General features: G+C 68.6%; 1 protein-coding gene. It reads right to left on the bottom strand.

Going from position 1 to position 395, the window contains the following annotated elements; translation table 11 throughout:
• A partial coding sequence (locus tag AC1DBD_RS17885) for a CoA transferase (RefSeq protein ID WP_476982733.1) occupies positions 1–395 on the bottom strand: 395 nt, incomplete at both ends.

Here is a 395-nt window from a genome sequence, read left to right on the forward strand (position 1 = left end):
AGGTAACGCAGGCCGCTCATCGCCTCGGCCACGGCGGCAAAGCCGGGTTCGTCCCGGCGCGGGCCGGTCTGGCCGTAGCCGGACACCCGCACCATGATCAGCTTCGGATTGGCGGCGTGGAGCACATCCCAGCCCAGGCCCCACTTTTCCATGGTGCCGGGGCGGAAGTTTTCGATCAGGACATCGGCCTCGGTGGCCAGCTTGCGCACCAGCGCCTGGCCTTCCGCCTGACGGAGGTCGATGGCGATGGACTGCTTGTTGCGCGACTGCGCTTCCCACCAGACGGAGGTGTCCTCGTGGATCATGCGCCACTTGCGCAGGGGGTCGCCCTGGCCGGGCGGCTCCACCTTGACCACGTGGGCGCCGAAATCCGCGAGGGTCTTGGCGGCAAAGGG

The organism is Arthrobacter sp. 10T419, assembly GCF_056394105.1.